Origin of the sequence: Mycobacterium sp. E796 (genome assembly GCF_001672815.1) — a bacterium.
Taxonomy (GTDB): domain Bacteria; phylum Actinomycetota; class Actinomycetes; order Mycobacteriales; family Mycobacteriaceae; genus Mycobacterium.
Genome location: NZ_LZKK01000354.1, coordinates 1 through 564, shown reverse-complemented (window position 1 = coordinate 564; position 564 = coordinate 1). Strand labels below are relative to the sequence as shown.

The 564-nt window shown below is 70.2% G+C and carries 1 protein-coding gene; it reads right to left on the bottom strand.

Going from position 1 to position 564, the window contains the following annotated elements; translation table 11 throughout:
• Nucleotides 1-564 (bottom strand): TetR/AcrR family transcriptional regulator (locus A5706_RS29465; RefSeq protein WP_068137349.1); only part of this gene is annotated, 564 nt, incomplete at both ends.

Here is a 564-nt window from a genome sequence, read left to right as displayed (position 1 = left end):
CTGTGGACCGCCGCCCAGCAGCGTGCCCCTGATCAGGCGCTTGGCCGAGTCCAGCGCAGCGTGGTACTCCTCCGGCGGAACGGTCGCCGCCAGCTCGGTCAACCCGTAGATCAGCGAATAGACGGCTTCCACCGAGCCCGGCTTGTCGGTGCCCCCGACGATGCCCTCGATGATCTCGCGGAAGGCCTGGAATCCGGCGCCGCCCTCCCGAGGGTCGACGGCACCTTCGGCACGGAGCGCCCACTCGAAGGCGGCGAGGTCGGGGTATTCGCGCATCAACCGGCCCGATTCGTCGAGCACCGCTTCGATCCGGTCCGTGACGTCGCCGGGACCCTGGGCGGCCTCGCGCAGGCGCGGCAACGCGACGTCGGTCCTGGCCGCGACGGCGGCCTTGATCAGCTCCGACTTGTTCGGGAAATAGTGATACAGGCTGCCGCTGGTCATCTCGGCAGCCTTGGCGATCTCGCGAATGCTTGCGCGGGAGTACCCGACCTCCGCCACGCAGCGCATCGCCGCGTCGATTATTCGGGCGCGGGTCCGCTCGCCGCTGGCGCCGACCGGGCG